This is a genomic window from Vibrio sp. 1288 (assembly GCF_033344475.1).
The window spans coordinates 1-18,666 of record NZ_JAWPOX010000056.1 but is presented as its reverse complement, the minus strand read 5'-3'; the positions used below and the strand labels follow the sequence as shown (position 1 = coordinate 18,666).

The 18,666-nt window shown below is 44.2% G+C and carries 10 protein-coding genes and 1 riboswitch; of the genes, 4 read left to right on the top strand and 6 right to left on the bottom strand.

All coding sequences use genetic code 11. The features are described 5' to 3' along the window. Window positions 1-700 precede the first annotated feature (700 nt). Window positions 701-2,032 (bottom strand): cation:proton antiporter, encoded by a 1,332-nt coding sequence (locus tag R8O11_RS23610; RefSeq protein ID WP_205391018.1) that lies wholly within the window; start codon window positions 2,030-2,032, stop codon window positions 701-703. A 191-nt stretch (window positions 2,033-2,223) separates the two neighbouring features. On the opposite strand from R8O11_RS23610, the gene metH reads away from it, so the two are divergent. Next, the gene (gene metH, locus R8O11_RS23605) at window positions 2,224-5,904 is read left to right on the top strand and encodes a methionine synthase (protein WP_205391017.1); all 3,681 of its coding nucleotides are present in this window, start codon (window positions 2,224-2,226) and stop codon (window positions 5,902-5,904) included. Window positions 5,905-5,990: 86 nt separating this feature from the next. Here the strand turns inward: metH and lysC are convergent, their stop codons facing one another. Continuing rightward, entirely contained in the window at window positions 5,991-7,343 is a 1,353-nt protein-coding gene (lysC, locus tag R8O11_RS23600) for a lysine-sensitive aspartokinase 3 (protein WP_017821324.1), read from the bottom strand. Between the two features lie 101 nt (window positions 7,344-7,444). Then, window positions 7,445-7,623: riboswitch (Lysine riboswitch) on the bottom strand. A 220-nt stretch (window positions 7,624-7,843) separates the two neighbouring features. On the opposite strand from lysC, the gene R8O11_RS23595 reads away from it, so the two are divergent. After that, complete coding sequence (locus R8O11_RS23595) at window positions 7,844-8,965, top strand: pyridoxal-phosphate-dependent aminotransferase family protein (protein ID WP_005381245.1); 1,122 nt, start codon at window positions 7,844-7,846, stop codon at window positions 8,963-8,965. 62 nt (window positions 8,966-9,027) lie between these two features. Here R8O11_RS23595 and R8O11_RS23590 read toward each other — a convergent pair whose 3' ends face one another. The 4 genes from R8O11_RS23590 to R8O11_RS23575 form a co-directional block, all read right to left on the bottom strand. Then, a complete protein-coding gene (locus R8O11_RS23590; protein WP_171344983.1) occupies window positions 9,028-10,806 on the bottom strand; it encodes a PglL family O-oligosaccharyltransferase in 1,779 nt (592 codons plus the stop codon). Window positions 10,807-10,873: 67 nt separating this feature from the next. After that, window positions 10,874-13,696 (bottom strand): excinuclease ABC subunit UvrA, encoded by a 2,823-nt coding sequence (gene uvrA / locus R8O11_RS23585; protein WP_033907424.1) that lies wholly within the window; start codon window positions 13,694-13,696, stop codon window positions 10,874-10,876. Window positions 13,697-13,845: 149 nt separating this feature from the next. Next, the gene (galU, locus tag R8O11_RS23580; RefSeq protein ID WP_005381239.1) at window positions 13,846-14,718 is read right to left on the bottom strand and encodes a UTP--glucose-1-phosphate uridylyltransferase GalU; all 873 of its coding nucleotides are present in this window, start codon (window positions 14,716-14,718) and stop codon (window positions 13,846-13,848) included. Window positions 14,719-14,877: 159 nt separating this feature from the next. Further along, window positions 14,878-15,522, bottom strand: coding sequence for a LuxR C-terminal-related transcriptional regulator (locus tag R8O11_RS23575; protein WP_005381237.1), 645 nt, complete (start codon window positions 15,520-15,522; stop codon window positions 14,878-14,880). Between the two features lie 277 nt (window positions 15,523-15,799). Between R8O11_RS23575 and R8O11_RS23570 the strand changes: the two genes are divergently transcribed. Together R8O11_RS23570 and csrD are read left to right on the top strand one after the other, a co-directional pair. Further along, window positions 15,800-16,339 (top strand): single-stranded DNA-binding protein, encoded by a 540-nt coding sequence (locus R8O11_RS23570; RefSeq protein WP_005381235.1) that lies wholly within the window; start codon window positions 15,800-15,802, stop codon window positions 16,337-16,339. A 242-nt stretch (window positions 16,340-16,581) separates the two neighbouring features. Beyond that, the gene (csrD, locus tag R8O11_RS23565) at window positions 16,582-18,591 is read left to right on the top strand and encodes an RNase E specificity factor CsrD (protein WP_005381201.1); all 2,010 of its coding nucleotides are present in this window, start codon (window positions 16,582-16,584) and stop codon (window positions 18,589-18,591) included. The last annotated feature ends 75 nt before the right edge of the window (window positions 18,592-18,666 follow it).

The following is an 18,666-nucleotide window of genomic DNA, read 5'->3' as shown; positions in this document are numbered from 1 at the left end:
TACCTTAAACCCACTTTCATATTGAAACCTTGCATCGAGAGGCCGGCTTCCCTCTGGCGATGCTTTCTAAGCCCTGTATGAGTGAAGTGGAACGCAGTTTTGTGTGGTTTCTGCAGTCTCGAGCGCTAGTTTTGAGCCTCTTCATTCACCAAAGCTCCTTTTGTTCGATATTAGAAAATCTAGGTATGTGACAGAGTTTAATTGTTTGAGGTGTCACTTGTTCCAATTTTGAAAACAGGACGACTTTGAATACAAGTTTAGTCTCACTGAGATCAAGAGAGAGGGGGACTAAATTTCTGTTAAGGCCTTGATCTACCTGAATGCTAGCTCAGTTTTATCTTGGTGAGATTGCTAACCTGTTTGGGTTCTGAACGCAATCACCCTAAATGTATCTTTCTCATAAAAATACAAACTCGCTCATTGCTAAGTATTGTGGAAGTTTAGCTTTGATATTTGCGAGGAGCCTATATTGCCAAGAGAAGAGAAGAGAAGAGAAGTGATAAATGGGTAAATTAAAAGGCTCGTCTATGAATACTATCTATCGGCAATAGTTAGTATCTATGAAAATGTAGCGTAGCGATTCTTAGTATATTTGAAGGTATATCAAAGAATAAGGAGCATTCGTTCTTGAAGGGGAGTCTGAAAATTAGTTATGAAAAAAGCAGCTAGGTAGCTGCTTTTTTTATTAAGTTACGTGTCTTTAAGAGTCAACTGGCTCCGTATGTTCCGGAGTGGTTATTGCTTGGTTGTTCTCTTCCATCTTCTTCTCTTCTGCTTTTGCTTTTTCAATCATTGGAGTGATTGTTGAGCCTTGAATGAGGATAGAGAAAACAACGACGGAGTAGGTCATTACAAGAATAATCTCTTTTACATCGATTAACTTATCTTGAATCACCCAAATACCAGATGGAATGGAAAGTGCCATTGCCAATGCAAGGCCCCCGCGTAAGCCGCCCCACGTCAAAACACGCACTGACCATGGATTATATTTTCTGTAACGTTTAAAGCCTATGTAAGAAAGAAATACACTTAGATAGCGAGCTGCTAGTACAAGAGGGACTGAAATAGCCATCATGATCCAGTCTTCTTTGTGGAATTCAAATAGCAGCATCGACATGCCGATCAGTAGGAATAACACGCCATTCAAGAACTCATCAACAAGCTCCCAAAAATGGTCAAGGTGATCTTCACTCTCTTTTGAAAAGCCAATAAAGCGTGTCCAGTTGCCAATCATAATACCGGATACAACCATTGCGAGTGGGCCTGATACATGGATGTATTCAGCAAATGCGTAACCTGCCGTTGGGACACCAATGGTAAGTAACAATTCCATTGAGTGATCATCGGTGGCACTGATCAAGTAGTGGAATAGCAAACCGAGGACGAAACCATATGTGATACCACCGATAGCTTCTTGGATGAAGAGCAAGGTGACACTACCTACAGTTGGTGCCTCAGTGCCAAATGCAATCGTAAATAGAGTGACGAAGATAACCAAACCGAAGCCATCATTGAAGAGCGATTCTCCTTCAATCTGAGTGGAGATACGTTTAGGAGCATCTAGTTTTTTCACAATAGCCAATACAGCGATTGGGTCAGTTGGCGATATTAGAGCACCAAATAGTAAGCAGTAGACCAAATCAAATTGGATGCCAATTAACTGACAAAACCCATACAGCGCAAATCCAATAAAGAACGTAGAAAACAGTGTAGCTCCAAGGGCTAAAACAGTGATCTCCCACTTTTGATCTTTAAGGTTCGGGAGTTTGATGCCTAGTCCACCAGCAAATAGTAAGAAGCCAAGAATGCCTTTGAGCAAGAAATCTTCGAAGTTAATCCTTGTGACCGTCTCCGTTGCAATTTCGGTGAGATGGAACCAGTTGTTTTGACCCGCAATTAAGATTAGAAGTGAAAGCACCATTGAACCTGCGGTAATCGCAATGGTGGTTTGCATCTTTCCTATCTTGCTGTTTACAAAAGCAATTAGCATCGCAGCTGCGGATAGAAAACATAAAGTATGATAGACCGACATAGAGCTCTCTATTTGTAACATTTTATGAATGGAATTCTCGGCTGATGCTGCTTAAATAGCAAACATTTTTTCGTGATTATTTTGTAAGTTAAGAAGGAGATAAAATAATCATTAATTCCACGTTTAGACGTCTAGACTCCTGAGGTTTGTGTGATAGGATGGAAAGATAACTAAAGGAATGAGGCTGTACTGTGGGAAGTAACGTAAGACAACAGATTGAAGCTCAATTGAAGCAACGTATTCTTTTGATTGATGGTGGTATGGGAACCATGATTCAGGGATACAAACTTGAAGAGCAAGACTATCGAGGAACGCGCTTTGCGGATTGGCATTGTGATCTAAAAGGTAACAACGACCTGTTGGTTCTAAGTCAGCCTCAACTTATCAAGGAAATTCACGCTGCATATTTAGAAGCGGGTGCAGATATTCTCGAAACCAACACGTTTAACGCAACAACCATTGCGATGGCTGACTACGAGATGGAAAGCCTAAGTGAAGAAATTAACTTTGCAGCTGCCAAGCTTGCACGTGAAGTTGCAGACGAATGGACCGAAAAAACACCCGATAAACCGCGTTATGTCGCAGGGGTTTTAGGGCCGACGAACCGCACTTGTTCTATCTCTCCTGATGTAAACGACCCTGGATATCGAAATGTTTCTTTCGACGAGTTAGTTGAGGCTTACTCTGAATCGACTCGAGCGCTGATTAAAGGTGGTTCTGATCTTATTCTTATCGAGACCATCTTCGATACTCTTAACGCTAAGGCTTGTTCATTTGCTGTTGAAAGTGTGTTTGAAGAGATGGGTATTGAGTTACCTGTGATGATCTCGGGGACTATTACTGATGCTTCCGGTAGAACATTATCCGGTCAAACCACAGAAGCGTTTTACAACTCATTACGTCATGTTAAACCGATTTCGTTTGGTTTGAACTGTGCACTTGGCCCGGATGAACTGCGTCCTTATGTTGAAGAGCTCTCGCGTATATCAGAATCTTTTGTTTCCGCTCACCCAAATGCTGGGCTTCCGAATGCATTCGGCGAATACGATTTGTCGCCAGAAGATATGGCTAAGCATGTTAAAGAGTGGGCTCAAAGTGGCTTTTTAAACTTGATTGGTGGGTGTTGTGGTACAACTCCTGAGCACATTCGCCAAATGGCACTCGCGGTTGAAAATATCGCCCCTCGTCAATTACCTGAACTTCCCGTTGCTTGTCGCTTGTCTGGCCTAGAGCCACTCGCTATTGATAAAGACTCTTTATTTATCAATGTCGGTGAGCGTACGAATGTAACCGGTTCTGCGCGTTTTAAGCGCTTGATTAAAGAAGAACTGTACGATGAAGCGCTCGATGTGGCTCGTCAACAAGTTGAAAATGGCGCTCAAATTATCGATATCAACATGGATGAAGGCATGTTGGATGCACAAGCTTGTATGGTTCGCTTTTTAAACCTTTGTGCGTCAGAACCTGAAATCTCAAAAGTACCAATCATGGTTGACTCTTCCAAGTGGGAGGTTATTGAAGCCGGTCTTAAGTGCATCCAAGGAAAAGGCATTGTTAACTCGATCTCTCTCAAAGAAGGCAAAGAGAAATTCGTTGAACAAGCTAAGTTGATCCGCCGTTACGGTGCGGCTGTGATTGTGATGGCGTTTGATGAGATTGGGCAAGCAGATACACGTGAGCGCAAAGTAGAAATTTGTACCAACGCTTACCGAATTCTTGTTGATGAAGTGGGCTTTCCACCAGAAGACATCATTTTTGACCCAAACATTTTTGCCATTGCTACGGGGATCGAGGAGCATAATAACTACGCGGTGGATTTCATTGAAGCCGTTGGCGATATCAAACGTTATTTACCACATGCGATGATCTCGGGTGGTGTTTCTAACGTCTCATTCTCTTTCCGTGGCAATAACTATGTACGTGAAGCGATTCACGCGGTGTTCCTCTACCACTGTTTTAAAAATGGTATGGATATGGGGATTGTGAATGCGGGTCAGTTAGAAATCTACGATAACGTGCCTGAAAAATTGCGTGAGGCTGTGGAAGATGTCGTTCTTAACCGTCATGATGACGCCACTGAGAGATTGTTAGATATCGCGGCGGAATATGCAGGCAAAGGGGTAGGTAAAGAGGAGGATGCCTCTGCACTTGAGTGGAGAACTTGGCCTGTTGAAAAGCGCTTAGAGCACGCGTTAGTGAAAGGAATAACTGAGTTCATCGTTGATGATACCGAAGAGGCTCGTGTCAACGCTTCAAAGCCATTAGAGGTGATTGAAGGCCCACTAATGGATGGGATGAACGTCGTCGGAGACTTGTTTGGTGAAGGTAAAATGTTCCTTCCTCAGGTCGTAAAATCTGCACGAGTGATGAAGCAAGCAGTCGCGCATCTGGAGCCCTACATCAATGCAGAAAAGCAGGTGGGACAAACAAACGGTAAGATTTTGCTAGCGACGGTCAAAGGTGATGTACATGATATCGGGAAAAATATCGTTGGCGTTGTATTGCAGTGCAATAACTACGAAATTATCGATCTTGGTGTCATGGTTCCTTGCGAAAAGATCTTAAAAGTAGCGCAAGAAGAAAACGTCGATATTATTGGTTTATCAGGGTTGATCACGCCTTCATTAGACGAAATGGTGCATGTTGCAAAAGAGATGGAGCGTCTCGACTTTAACTTACCTCTTCTCATCGGTGGCGCAACAACGTCAAAAGCCCATACAGCAGTTAAGATTGAGCAAAATTACAAGCATCCAGTGGTTTACGTGAACAACGCCTCACGTGCAGTGGGCGTATGTACTTCTCTTCTGTCAGATGAACGTCGCCCTGAGTTTGTTGAAAAACTTGAAGCTGATTACGAACGAGTACGTGATCAACATAATCGAAAGAAACCGAGAACCAAACCAGTGACATTAGAAGCGGCTCGAGCGAATAAAGTTGCTATCGATTGGGAAGCTTACACCCCTCCAGTGCCTGTTAAGCCTGGCATTCATATCTTCGATGATTTTGATGTGGCTATATTACGTCAATACATCGATTGGACACCATTCTTTATGACTTGGTCACTTGTGGGTAAGTATCCAACAATTTTCCAACATGAAGAAGTTGGTGAAGAAGCAAAACGTTTATTCGAAGATGCCAACGAGTTACTTGATCGAGTTGAGCGAGAAGGCCTGTTAAAAGCGCGTGGAATGTGTGGCTTATTCCCTGCTGCGAGCGTGGGGGACGACATTGAAGTTTATGCTGATGAAACTCGTACCGACGTTGTGAAAGTATTACGTAACTTGCGACAACAGACCGAGAAACCAAAAGGATTCAACTATTGTTTATCCGACTACATCGCACCTAAAGAGTCGGATAAACATGATTGGATAGGGGCATTTGCTGTCACTGGTGGTATTGGTGAACGAGAGCTTGCTGATGAATACAAAGCACAGGGAGATGATTACAACGCAATTATGATTCAAGCGGTGGCGGATCGCCTAGCCGAAGCGTTTGCTGAGTATTTGCATGAGCGTGTCCGTAAAGAAATTTGGGGTTATGCAGCTGATGAAGATTTATCTAACGATGATCTCATTCGTGAAAAATACCAAGGTATTCGCCCTGCGCCGGGTTATCCCGCGTGTCCTGAACATACTGAAAAAGGACCGCTTTGGGAGTTACTTAATGTGGAAGAGAACATTGGTATGACTCTAACCTCCAGCTATGCAATGTATCCGGGCGCGTCAGTCTCTGGTTGGTATTTCTCTCATCCTGACTCACGTTACTTTGCGATCGCACAGATCCAAGAAGATCAGCTAGAGAGTTACGCCGATCGTAAGGGGTGGGATAGGATCGAGGCTGAAAAATGGTTAGGGCCAAACATTAACGGTTAAATTGATGTTTACCTCGTCCAAATGTAACAACTAATGAAACGACAAAGGGCTGCAAATACGCAGCCCTTTGTTTTATTGAGTTGAACTTACTTCTCAAACAACTCAGTGTGGAGTTTTTGTATGGCTTGTTTCGATACCGATTCATGGAGCAAGAAGCATAAGTTGTGAGGGCTAGCGCCATAACAAATCATGCGTAGGTTAAAATCTTCTAGCGTGCCAAAAACCTGTTTCGCGTAGCCTTTACTCTCACTCATGTTGTTTCCAATGAGAGCAACGAGGCATAGGTCATGTTCAACTTCTACCTTACATAACTCTTCTAACTCTTCTCGTGCAGCTTGCGGCAGCTGTGGTGCTCCGCCAGAGGTATCAGTTTGATCAAGTGTTAACGATACACTGATTTCAGATGTCGTGATCAAATCGACAGAGATCTTATGCTTTGCAAGGATCTCAAAGACCTTTGCTAAAAAACCGTATGCGTGGAACATATTGGCGCTGCGTAGCGTTACCATGGTTTGGTTACAACGCAAAGCTAGCGCACGGAATAACGGTGAGCTTTCGACTTGGTGGCGAATCCAAGTTCCCCCTTTTTCTGGCTCTTTCGATGACCCTACAAATACCGGAATGTCGTGGCGCAATGCAGGTACTAGCGTAGAAGGGTGAAGGATTTTAGCGCCAAAGTTAGCCATTTCTGAAGCTTCACTAAAGCTGATCTCGGGAATTGGTGAGGCTTTTGGTGCAATTCGCGGGTCTGTTGTGTAGATTCCCGGAACATCAGTCCAGATTTCTAGCCCTGCCGCTTTAACGCTCTCAGCAATTAAGGCGGCGCTGTAATCGCTGCCCCCTCGACCTAATGTTGTTGTATTACCGGCTTCGTCAGATCCTATGAAGCCTTGAGTAACAACAACGGATTGTTGGCAAAGTGGTACGAGTTTATCTTGCGCAAGCGTCGAAATTGCTTCAATGTTTGGCTCCGCGCGACCAAAGTTGTCATCAGTACGCAGCACATCGCGGATATCAAAGCGCACTGCTTGAATGCCTCGCTCACACATTAACTGAGTTAGAATGTGCGTCGACATGAGTTCACCACATGCGACTAAATGATCGGTTAACTTCGCACTAGCTTGGATAGATGCAGCCTCGGCCAGGCTGGTTACGGTATCTAATATGCCATACACCTCGGCAGCAGTTTTCGTGCTGTCTTCGAGCTGAGTTAAAATGGCGTCATGAATGTTGGCCAGATTTTGCAGCAGCTCAGTACGGTGCGTTTGATCCTGAACGCCGTTGGCGAGTTCTACCAATAGGTTGGTGACGCCAGAGCAAGCGCTGCTCACGACCAGGCGAGTATTTGGATTGTTTTCGATAATGGTGGCGCAACGACTCATTGCCTCAAAGTTGGCAACACTGGTTCCACCGAATTTAGCTACGTTAAATGCGCTCACTGCGTTCTCCCACGACTTCCTAAAAAATTGTACATCCAATGTTTAGTGAGAAAAGGAACAGAGCAAAAAGAGAGGTATTTAGAATGCTATTTGAAAAATTTACCCTCAGAAGCCCTTCATCAGACTGCGCTGATGACAGTTGATGGGATTCAGCCCAATTCAACCGACAAGTCAAATCCTGCAACTTTGACTTACCTCGGCACTACTCCCCCTCAATGATTGGTGTTGGAATTGCGGTTCCACAAATCATCTACCTGGGTAGCGCTCCTCTTCTACATAAAGCTCAAACATTGAACGGTTTTGAGGCCTTAATGTCAATCAATATTTCAACCTTTATGGTGTTTTTTATTAACGATTTTGTGACACTGGTTTGACCTCCATACTTACGGCTAATTGCTGATAGAGGAAAAATCTATTAGGGTGAAGAACCCTACACCTGAGCCATGTTATTGAATAGAACTTTTAGAATGCTCAGGATAAAAGATAATCAAGGAGCTGACATGTCGATCCAAAGCTTTATTCCGCCTCACCGTATTTTAATGGGACCTGGTCCTTCTGATATTTATCCTCAAGTGTTACAAGCACTAAGCCGTCCTACGGTAGGTCACCTTGATCCTCTGTTTATCGGTATGATGGATGAGCTCAAGCAGCTATTGAAGTATGCCTTTCAAACTGACAATGAATTCACTATTGCGGTTTCAGCGCCAGGTAGTGCAGGGATGGAAACCTGCTTTGTAAACTTGATCGAGAAAGGCGATAAAGTGATCGTCTGCCGTAATGGTGTATTTGGTGAACGCATGCGCGAAAATGTCGTCCGTGCTGGTGGCGAAGTTGTTATCGTCGATGATGAATGGGGGACGCCTGTTTCCATTGATAAAGTCGAGCAAGCACTCGAACAGCACCCAGATACAAAAATTCTTGCTTTTGTGCATGCGGAAACCTCAACTGGTGCAGTCAGTGATGCTCAAGCATTGGGTAAGCTGGCGAAACAGCATAATGCATTATCTATTGTTGATGCGGTGACGTCACTTGGTGGTGTGCCGTTAAAAGTGGATGAATGGCAACTGGATGCGGTTTACTCTGGTAGTCAAAAATGTTTGTCATGTGTACCTGGGCTCTCACCAGTGACGTTTTCTACTGCCGCGATTGAAAAGATTCAAGCAAGAACAACACCAGTACAGAGTTGGTTCCTCGATCAGAGTTTAGTTTTGGGGTATTGGAGTGGAGAAGGCAAGCGTAGTTACCATCATACGGCGCCAGTTAATAGCTTGTATGCGCTTCATGAAGCTTTATTGATACTGAAAAATGAAGGATTAGAAAACGCTTGGGCTCGTCACCAACTGATGCATGAAAAACTCAAAAATGGCTTACAAAAGTTAGGCTTTGAATTTGTTGTGGACGAAGCCCATCGGTTGCCACAATTAAATGCGATTTACGTGCCTGAAGGAATTGATGAAGCAAAAGTTCGTGCTCACTTGCTAGAAACCTATAACCTAGAAATTGGTGCAGGCCTTGGGGCATTAGCTGGTAAAGCGTGGCGTATTGGCTTAATGGGTTACGGCGCTCGATCTGAAAACGTTGCGCTGTGCTTAAAAGCGTTAGAAGAGTCACTCACTGAATAAAATCATACAGCAATGAGATGAAGAAAAGCGAAGGTCATCCCTTCGCTTTTTTGTACTTATTACTATTCACCTGAAGTGGGGGCTGGTGAGGCAGAGATTGCTTGAGAAGGTGGTTGGTAATTGACGTCACTGAAATCAATCTTCGGGAACAAAAACTGCGCTTCAGCTCTAATTTGCTCCGCTTTACTTGAGTCATCTAAGCCTTGGTAGGCCAAAATCAAATTATTATAAAATGCAGGGCGAGGCTTATCTTTGATGATTTTTAGCGACCAATCGATATAAGGCTGAATCAAGGTTGCGTCTTGTTGGTACAGCCCAAGGTTTAAAAACGTGCTATAGACATCCCAATCAAATCTGTCTTTCCAAACTACAGGGTTACTGACTTGATTCAGAATATCAGGGTTAGTTGGTCTAGTGGTCTCAAACTTCGTCAATACATAGTTCGTATGTAATGCGCTTACCATGTAAAACGTAAACGCAACGGGAAGTACCAAACTAAAAACACGCAGCAAGCTTTTGGTTACATTACTAAAGCCAACTTGTCGATAACGAGAGACGCGCTGATCGACCCAGTACAGTAGGATAACGAAGATCAACCAATGCACGAGAGAGTGGTAGAAAGGGTATTCCAGTTGTGAGTGCAATACGATAGGTATAAACAAGCCCAGCAACGCAAGACGAGTTCCGCGTTTGGCTTGATAGATTCGATACAGTACCAGTGCCATCGCTAAGAAGATGCCGAGTATTGGCAGTAAGCCACCTTCTACTCCCCAGTAAAGCAGCTCGTTATGCGGATGATCCATGGCAGGCAAACCTGCTGGGTAATTCTCATTAAGGGCATGTTGACGAGCCGTATACAGCATGTACTCAGATTCAAACTTGCCATATCCATAACCAGTAAAAGGCTTTTCAATCACCATGTCTAATGTTTGCGGAAAAGTATACGCTCGAGGAGACTCCATATTTACTTTTTCTGCGGCTAACCCACCTCCATCAGGAAAGGCAAGATGCATGACAACGACTGAGAGTAAGAGCCCACTTACAAGTGACACAACCCAGCGGATAAAGCGCCCTTTGGTTGCAAAGCGGTACATGTATGGAATGACCAACAACACGGCGATGACCGAGGCTAACCAACCAGTGCGTGAAGCCAACGCCACAATTAGTGGTAAAGTTAAAACTGGTACGGCATAGAGAAGGTAAACATCGCTTAACTTACGATCGTATTTGTAGGGCTGACGTGCAAGTAAATAGCTGGCAATCACCAACCCTGTCGCAAGAAAACTGGCCATTACATTGGGCTGTTGGAAAATACCATAAGGACGATTGGCCACCGTGTCGTAACCAAACGGATTGCCTGGTTTGAGATACAGATATTGTGTCAGACCAAAAATGGCTTCGATAACAACCGCAAGGACAATGAACCATAATAGGCGTTGGCGATGTTTATTACTGAAATGAAATTGTTGTAAAACAATAAAGAACAGGACACCACACCACAGGCCAATGAGCTTATTGGCTGCCAAACTGCTATTTGCATTTGGGTACAGAATGGGCACCGTCATGATAAGAGCACTAATGAACAAGCCGATGGTTAGTTTTGAGTAACGTAGTACTCGATTATTCGCAAGTTGGTAACACCCAATGCCTAATGCAAAGCTAAAAGCAATCCAAGTTGTCGCATTGAACGAAAGTGAAAGCCCCGAACCGCCGGGGTTGGGCATGAAAAAGTGCATTGCCAACACAAATAGTGTTGCCAAGGCAATGAGAAACTTGCGATTGAGGGGAACCTGTACTTTTTCGGGAGAAAGCTTTGTTCCACTTACATGTATAGTAGCCATAGTTATTGCGTTGTTTTGAATGAAAAAAGACCAGCACTTGCTGGTCTCGATACTTTACCTGTTTTTTCTACTTCAACATAGGCTTAAGGAAGTGAGCTGTGTGCGAACCCTCGATTTGCGACACATCTTCCGGAGTGCCTTGAGCGATTATCTCGCCGCCACCTTGACCCCCTTCAGGACCAAGATCGATAATCCAGTCCGCAGTCTTAATGACGTCCAGGTTATGCTCGATCACCACGACAGTGTTTCCGTGGTCGCGAAGTCTGTGCAGTACAGTGAGCAACTGCTGGATATCATGGAAGTGCAAGCCGGTTGTTGGTTCATCCAAAATGTACAAGGTTTTTCCTGTATCACGTTTGGATAGCTCTCGCGCCAGTTTCACACGCTGTGCTTCACCACCGGAGAGTGTTGTTGCCGCTTGACCCAATCGTATGTACGACAAACCCACATCCATCAGTGTTTGTAGTTTGCGAGCGATGGCAGGAACTGGATCGAAGAAGGTGCGTGCATCTTCGACCGTCATTTCTAGCACTTCATCAATAGTTTTACCTTTGTAACGTACTTCGAGCGTTTCACGGTTGTAGCGTTTACCTTTACACACATCACATGGCACATAAACATCTGGTAGGAAGTGCATTTCTACTTTGATAACACCGTCACCCTGACAGGCCTCACAACGACCACCGCGCACGTTAAAACTAAAACGGCCCGGTTTGTAACCGCGAGAACGCGACTCCTGTGTGCCTGCAAATAGTTCACGGATTGGTGTAAAGATCCCCGTATAGGTTGCAGGGTTAGAGCGAGGTGTACGGCCAATTGGGCTTTGATCGATATCGATGACTTTATCGAAGTGCTCTAGACCTTTAATCGATTTATAAGGTGAAGGCTGAGCCGTTGTCGCTCCGTTAAGTTGGGTATGCGCAATTTTAAAGAAAGTATCATTAATCAGCGTTGATTTACCTGAGCCAGATACTCCTGTAATACAGCTGAATAACCCAACAGGAATTGAAAGGTTAACGTTTTTAAGGTTATTACCTGTTGCGCCTAATAGCTCAACCGTTTTTTTCGGATCTCGCGGCGTGCGATCTTTCGGTACTGCGATTTCTTTAACACCACTTAAGTACTGACCTGTCAGAGAATTCGGATTTGCGATTATCTCTTCCATGGTGCCTTCCGCAACAACATTACCACCATGTACGCCAGCACCAGGACCAATATCTATGACATGATCTGCACAGCGAATCGCATCTTCATCGTGTTCTACCACAAGTACGGTATTACCTAAATCGCGCAAATGAGTGAGCGTTTTTAATAAGCGTTCATTATCACGCTGGTGGAGACCAATCGACGGTTCATCTAAGACGTACATGACACCAACAAGACCTGCACCAATTTGGCTTGCTAAACGAATACGTTGAGCTTCACCGCCTGATAAGGTTTCTGCACTGCGTGATAAGTTTAGGTAGTTCAAACCGACGTTAACTAAGAATTGCAGGCGGTCGTTGATTTCCTTCATCACTTTTTCAGCGATTTGGGCTCGTTGACCTTCCAGTTTCAAGGAATGGAAGAACTCCAATGCATCAGCAATGCTGAGTTCAACAATCTCAGGTAGTGTCGTATCAGCAATAAACACGTTACGTGCTTCGAGGCGTAGACGAGTACCGCCACAGCTTGAACAAGATTTAGTGGAGATGTATTTTGCAAGCTCTTCACGGACAGAGTTGGATTCTGTATCACGATAGCGACGTTCTAGGGTATTCAGAATACCTTCGAATGGATGGCGTTTAACGCGAATATCGCCACGATCGTTGATGTATTTAAACTCAATCTCAGTACGACCTGAGCCCTTTAGAATGACATCTTGCGTTTTCTTTGGCAGAGAATTAAAAGGGGCATGGAGGTCAAAACCATAATGATCGGCCAATGAGGTGAGCATTTGGAAGTAGTAGTAGTTCTTTTGATCCCAACCGCGAATCGCACCTTGTGCCAAGCTTAATGAATCATCTTGAATGACTCGGCTTGGATCGAAGTATTGTTGAACACCCAAGCCATCACAAGTGCCACATGCACCAGCAGGATTGTTGAATGAGAAAAGTCGCGGCTCTAACTCTTGCATGCTGTAACCACATTGTGGACAAGCGAAGTTGGCGGAGAAAATAATCTCTTCACCGTCGCCATCCATTGGCGCGACAACTGCAATTCCGCCTGATAATTCGAGTGTTGTCTCGAAAGATTCGGCCAAGCGCTGTTGTAAGTCTGGACGAACTTTAAAGCGGTCTACCACAACTTCAATGGTGTGCTTTTTATGTAGTTCAAGGGTTGGAGGATCGGAAAGATCGCAAGTTTCTCCATCAATACGCGCACGAATAAAGCCTTGAGCCGCTAAGTTCTCAAGCGTTTTAACATGCTCACCTTTACGTTCTTTGACAATAGGCGCCAATAGCATCATTTTGCTGCCTTCCGGCATCTCTAGGACTTTGTCCACCATTTGGCTGATGGTTTGCGCAGCAAGAGGGGCATGGTGCGTTGGACAGCGGGGTTCGCCCACACGAGCATACAATAGACGTAAGTAGTCGTAGACTTCGGTAATTGTACCGACGGTTGAACGCGGGTTATGAGAAGTAGATTTCTGTTCAATAGAAATCGCAGGTGATAACCCTTCAATGTGGTCGACATCGGGTTTTTCCATCAGAGACAAAAACTGACGAGCGTAGGCAGAGAGAGACTCTACGTAGCGTCGTTGGCCTTCTGCATACAATGTATCGAAAGCGAGAGAGGATTTACCGGAGCCACTTAGTCCAGTAATGACAATCAGTTTATCGCGAGGGATTGTAAGATTAATGTCTTTAAGGTTATGGGTTCGGGCACCGCGAACTTCTATTTTATCCATCGTTTTTGCTCTATGTATAACCAAGTGGGGCAAGTATTACATAGTGTGAGAAATGTGCAAAGAAAATTACTGGATAAAAAAACAGTAAAGTAAAAAGCCCAGCGTTGTGCTGGGCTTTCGATACAGTAATTTCGTACTATAACGATGCTTTATACTGCTTTTTGTGTTGCGTGCTTACCTAGCTCAGAGGTTTTTTCATCTTTTAGATACAGGTTTTCAAAACAATAGTTAGTTGCTTCGATGTAACCTTCAACGCTACCACAGTCAAAGCGTTTGCCCTTGAATTTGTAAGCCAATACACAGCCCGCTTTTGCTTGTTTTAGCAGCGCGTCAGTGATTTGAATTTCACCACCTTTACCTGGTTCGGTGTTTTCAATCAGTTCAAAAATATCGGGAGTCAGGATGTAGCGGCCAATGATAGCAAGGTTGCTAGGTGCCGTGCCTTTCTCTGGTTTTTCTACCATGTCGTCTACGCGATAGATGTCGTCTTTGATCATTTCACCAGAGATAACGCCGTATTTGTGCGTTTCTTCGGCTGGTACTTCTTGCACTGCAACGATAGAACAGCGGAACTGCTTAAATAGTGCCACCATCTGAGCCAGTACGCCCTCTTGCTCGTTCACACAAAGGTCATCAGCAAGAACAACAGCAAATGGCTCATCGCCTACCAATTCTCGTCCAGTTAGAATCGCGTGGCCCAAGCCTTTCATTTCGCGTTGACGTATATAAGTGAAGTTTGCAGATTCAATGATTTCACGGATATCTACCAACAGCTCTTCTTTGTTGGTACCGCTAATCTGATGTTCCAGTTCGTAGTTCTTATCAAAGTGGTCCATGATCGAGTGCTTGCCACGACCTGTCACAATACACATGCCGTTCATACCAGCTTGGATTGCTTCTTCGACACCGTATTCAATAAGCGGTTTGTTCACGACTGGCATCATCTCTTTTGGCATAGATTTCGTTGCCGGTAGGAAGCGTGTGCCATAGCCTGCAGCAGGGAACAGACATTTTTTTATCATTGGGGGAATATCCTATCTCGTTTTTATCAAGAATCTGCGCATAACTTTAACACGAGAGGTATCAATGAATCATGAATAAAGTAGGAAAAAATGTGAGACTCGGTGCGGAAAAAAGATGAGCGACTCGTCATTTCAGTTATCAGAGCCGCTCACATTGCATCAAGACATTAAGTTTTGGTCTGCCCAGGCGATTGCCTGTACTCGGTTCTTTACGGATAGCTTTTTGAATATCTGATACAAGTGCGATTTGATGGTGAATTCACTGACGAATAACTCCTCGGCCATCTGACTGTTCGAGGCGCCAGCTTGTAGGCAACGCAGTACTTGTAGCTCACGAATGGTTAGGTCTACCGTAGCTGGTGCAGTATGAGTATTAATGACATTGCGGTAATAGTGTAAAAGTTGACTGGTTACATTACGCGGCAGCCAGTTTTGACCGTTAACAATGCCTTTTAACCCTTCTCCAATTTGCTCTAGCGTATCTTCAGAATAAAACACACCTTTTAATTGACCAAATGAAAGAAGTTCATCCGTGGTTAGTCTTTTAGGCACGTTGAAGACAACGGTTTCAAAGTTTTTCCATACAAGAGGCAAGTTTTTGATCGATTGAACAAGTGATTTATGTTCACTGAAGTCGATCAGTAGAATTTTATTACGGTGTTGTGGCTTGGCTTCCATGAGTGCTGCGGTTGAAATCACCGGGATGCTCATATCAACGTACTTTTCGAGTGCCGCCACTTTTTTTTGCGCATTATCTTCCATACTGATCAGAAATAGCTTTCTTGCGTAAGCCGACTTTCTCACGTGTTCCAATCTCCCTGGGTTCAATAGAAGCCATAAACTGGCATTAAAGAGAGGCCATAACCATCGCTTTACTGAATAAATGCGTTCGAATTCAAAGCTTCACGAAACGATGTCTGCAACGCGAATCAAAAATGCTACACACGTAAGTTGAAATACGATTTGGGTTCTAGAGGGTGACTCAATAGATCACAATGGTATTAGACTTTAATCAAAACATTAAAGCGTGCTATTCTAATGCGCTAAAATTTTATATATCCAGAGTGAAACGGAGCACATCATGGCCAGCCGTGGAATTAACAAAGTTATTTTGGTGGGGAATCTAGGTAACGACCCTGAAATTCGTTACATGCCGAATGGCGGTGCAGTAGCAAACATTACTATTGCGACTTCTGATTCATGGCGTGATAAAGCGACTGGCGAACAGCGCGAAAAAACGGAATGGCACCGTGTTGTGTTGTTCGGCAAACTTGCGGAAGTAGCAGGTGAGTACTTGCGTAAAGGCTCTCAAGTCTACATTGAAGGGCAACTGCAAACTCGCAAATGGCAAGATCAAAGTGGTCAAGATCGCTACTCAACTGAAGTCGTTGTTCAAGGCTTCAATGGTGTGATGCAAATGCTTGGCGGTCGTGCTCAAGGTGGCGGCGCACCTATGGGCGGTCAACAGCAGCAACAAGGTGGATGGGGTCAGCCTCAACAGCCAGCTCAGCAGCAGTACAATGCGCCTCAGCAACAGCAACCACAACAACAGGCTCCGCAGCAATCACAGCAGCAGTACAATGAGCCACCAATGGATTTTGACGACGATATCCCGTTCTAAATTCTGCTTATGCTTGAATCGAAAAGGCCGCGAATATCGCGGCCTTTTTTATTGTCGCAATCTAATGATCTCACAGGCTTATCTTGGCAAGGTTAGGCGTAACAATAAAACTTATCAATGAGTGTGATTTTCTTTATGCTCCAGCCTCTCACTATCAGACTAATCCGATTGTTTGATGAACTCTTATCAAGTATAAATATTTCAATAAGGTATATGATGAATAAAAAAGGAATTTGGTATTCATGAGGTATACCCCAACTCTTAAGTTAAGCACACGGCTGGTGGCCTTCGTCACCATGATCGTTATCTGCGCCATGTTTATCTTGTTTGTCGGTGGCACCCTCTCTTTTAAACGTCTTGGGCAGGAATATCTCACCCATTATTTAGAAGGGATCGTAGAGGTGGTCGACAAGGAGATGGAAGATCCTGACGCCGCTTATTCTATGCAGCGCTGGATGCCGAAAATGCTGCAGGCTTCCAATATTGTCGAAATGACGTTGTCGACCAACAACGCCGTTGTTTATCGCTTCAAAGATACTTCTCATCAAATGGAAGCGTCAGTCTTGTTTGAGGCAGAGTATCAGCTGACTCACAATCAAGATTACACGATTCACTTTAAAGCAATTCCCCCTTACTTAGGTTACAGCTACTCAATGCAGGCGCTTTGGTCGATCACGCTTGCCGTTATATTGATCATCTTCTGCTTAATGCGCGGCGTGGCATGGCTTAAGGAGCAATTAGAAGGCTCCGAAATGCTCGAAGAGCGAGGCAGAATGATCCTGGCTGGTAGGGTGGAGCAGTATGCCAAAGGTGACAAAAAAGAATGGCCTTACACCGCCAGTGAAGCGCTCGATGTATTAATCGAAGAGTTACAAGATGCGCGTCAAGAGCGAAGCCGATTTGATACCTTTATTCGAACTCAAACCTTCCTTGATAAGCTAACCGGTACCGCTAACCGAGTGTTATTTGATAGCAAGTTGGAATCGGCGTTACTAGAAAGTGGGGCTCGCGGCGCCGTGTTGCTAGTTCGTATTCAAGACTGGAAACTGGTTGAAGAAGAGCAAGATAAGCAAATTACGGATGAGTTTATTGTTGAAGTTGGGAGTTTATTGTCCAATTTAGTTCAACGATACCCAGATGTTGTATTTTCCCGTTATTACGATGCTGATTTTGCGCTTTTTCTACCGCACCAAAGTGCGAAAGATGTGGCTAACCTTGCCTCGCAATGCATTCGCCAGTTAGAAAAGTTAATGCCGCCAGAGCCACTTGATCCAGACAACTGGTGCCATATTGGCATCACCACTTATAAAGAAGGTGAGCGACACAGCCAAATCATTGATGAAGCCGAGACTGCTTTGCGTAGTGCGCAACTACAAAATAACAATAATTGGAGTCGCTTCAAAAAATGGAACCACGATGAAGAAGCTCGCGGAAGTGTGAGATGGAGAACGTTATTTGACACAGCACTTACACCAGAAAGTGTGATACTCTACGCACAATCTGTGCATCCAATAAGTGACGCGACGCATAAAAAATCATTATATGAAGAGTTAACATGTCGGATTCGCGATCCTGAGAATGGGATTGTTAAAGCGTCTCGGTTCATTTCTGCGATCAGACAGGTTGGTTATGAAGCGCAAATGGATAAGTCAGTTATTAATAAATTCTTAAGAGAGTTTAAGGATAATTTTGACAACTCAAGATCGTATGCGCTCAATTTGAATGTAACGCCATTTTCTAACCGAGAGTACTTTAAATGGTTTCGTGATGAACTCTTACAGTTGTCACGTGAGCAGAGAAAGTGTCTCAGTTTTGAGTTTGTTGAAGCACAATTTGTAAGACACTTAGACTTTATGCGACCAGTCGCTAAAATGCTGGCCGGTTTAGGGTGCCACTTAATGGTTGGGCAGGCTGGGCGTACCATCGTCAGCACTCACTATTTAAAAGAAGTGGACATTCGTTACCTTAAACTTCATCGCAGTTTAGTAGCAAAAATCGACCAACGACATGAAAACCAGCTATTTGTCCGCAGTATGCTAGGTGCGGCGGCAAACAGTAAAACTAAAATTATAGCAGTGGGAATTGAGAATCAGAACGAGCTCAACACATTAATTGAGCTCGGGGTTTATGGTGGGCAAGGGCGTTACTTTTCTGCGGAGCAGCAGTTTCTTCCTCGTCCCCAAGCGTTGCCGAATTCTCAATCAGAATCCCAAGTTAAATTGGGAAGACGAAATCGCTGGCGGAAAAAATAAGGCTATGTTCCCTTTAATTGTTGCTGAAGACTTAACATCCTGTTTTCATTAAGTTCTTCAGTAACTTCCATGTAA

Excerpts from the sequence above, each read along its gene's own strand:
- R8O11_RS23610 (WP_205391018.1), bottom strand. The coding sequence starts at position 2,032 with ATGTCGGTCTATCATACTTTATGTTTTCTATCCGCAGCTGCGATGCTA.
- R8O11_RS23595 (WP_005381245.1), top strand. The coding sequence starts at position 7,844 with ATGTCGATCCAAAGCTTTATTCCGCCTCACCGTATTTTAATGGGACCT.
- R8O11_RS23590 (WP_171344983.1), bottom strand. The coding sequence starts at position 10,806 with ATGGCTACTATACATGTAAGTGGAACAAAGCTTTCTCCCGAAAAAGTA.
- uvrA (WP_033907424.1), bottom strand. The coding sequence starts at position 13,696 with ATGGATAAAATAGAAGTTCGCGGTGCCCGAACCCATAACCTTAAAGAC.
- galU (WP_005381239.1), bottom strand. The coding sequence starts at position 14,718 with ATGATAAAAAAATGTCTGTTCCCTGCTGCAGGCTATGGCACACGCTTC.
- R8O11_RS23570 (WP_005381235.1), top strand. The coding sequence starts at position 15,800 with ATGGCCAGCCGTGGAATTAACAAAGTTATTTTGGTGGGGAATCTAGGT.
- csrD (WP_005381201.1), top strand. The coding sequence starts at position 16,582 with ATGAGGTATACCCCAACTCTTAAGTTAAGCACACGGCTGGTGGCCTTC.